Annotated in this window: 1 protein-coding gene; it reads left to right on the forward strand. The window is 63.6% G+C overall.

Features of this window, described 5'->3' with window-relative positions; genetic code table 11:
- The coding region (locus HX814_RS31300; RefSeq protein WP_177015458.1) for an AMP-binding protein at positions 1-582 on the forward strand (582 nt) is incomplete at both ends.

Raw genomic sequence — 582 nt, forward strand, 5'->3', positions numbered from 1 at the left:
ACCTGGAACGCCAATGGCCTGGACTTCCCGCGTGAGCGGTGCATCCATCAACAGATTCAGGACCAGGTGCAGCGTACGCCCGACGCCCTGGCGGTTATCTGGGGTGATGAGCAACTGACCTACCGCCAGTTGAACGGCCGGGCGAATGCCCTGGCCCACAAGCTGGTGGCGCTGGGTGTTGGCCCTGAAGTGCGGGTTGGCGTGGCCATGCCGCGCAGTGCGCAGATGGTCGTGGCATTGCTCGCGGTGCTCAAGGCGGGCGGCGCGTATGTACCGCTGGACCCGGATTACCCGGCCGAGCGCGTGGCCTACATGCTCAAGGACAGCCAGGCGCGGGTGTTGTTGACCCAGGCTGCTGTGGCGCTTGAGGTGGATGCTTCGATTGACGTGCTGCTTGTGGATGCTCAGGAAGTTGATGATCAGGATCTGGACGTTGCGGTCCACGCCGGCAACCTGGCCTATGTGATCTACACCTCCGGCTCCACCGGCCTGCCCAAGGGCGTGGCCATTACTCACCGTAACGTGGCGGCGCTGACCCAGTGGTCGCAGCAGGTTTACAGCCCTGAAGACATTCAAGGGGTG

The sequence above is a fragment of the Pseudomonas sp. C8002 genome, assembly GCF_013385765.1.
Lineage (GTDB): Bacteria > Pseudomonadota > Gammaproteobacteria > Pseudomonadales > Pseudomonadaceae > Aquipseudomonas.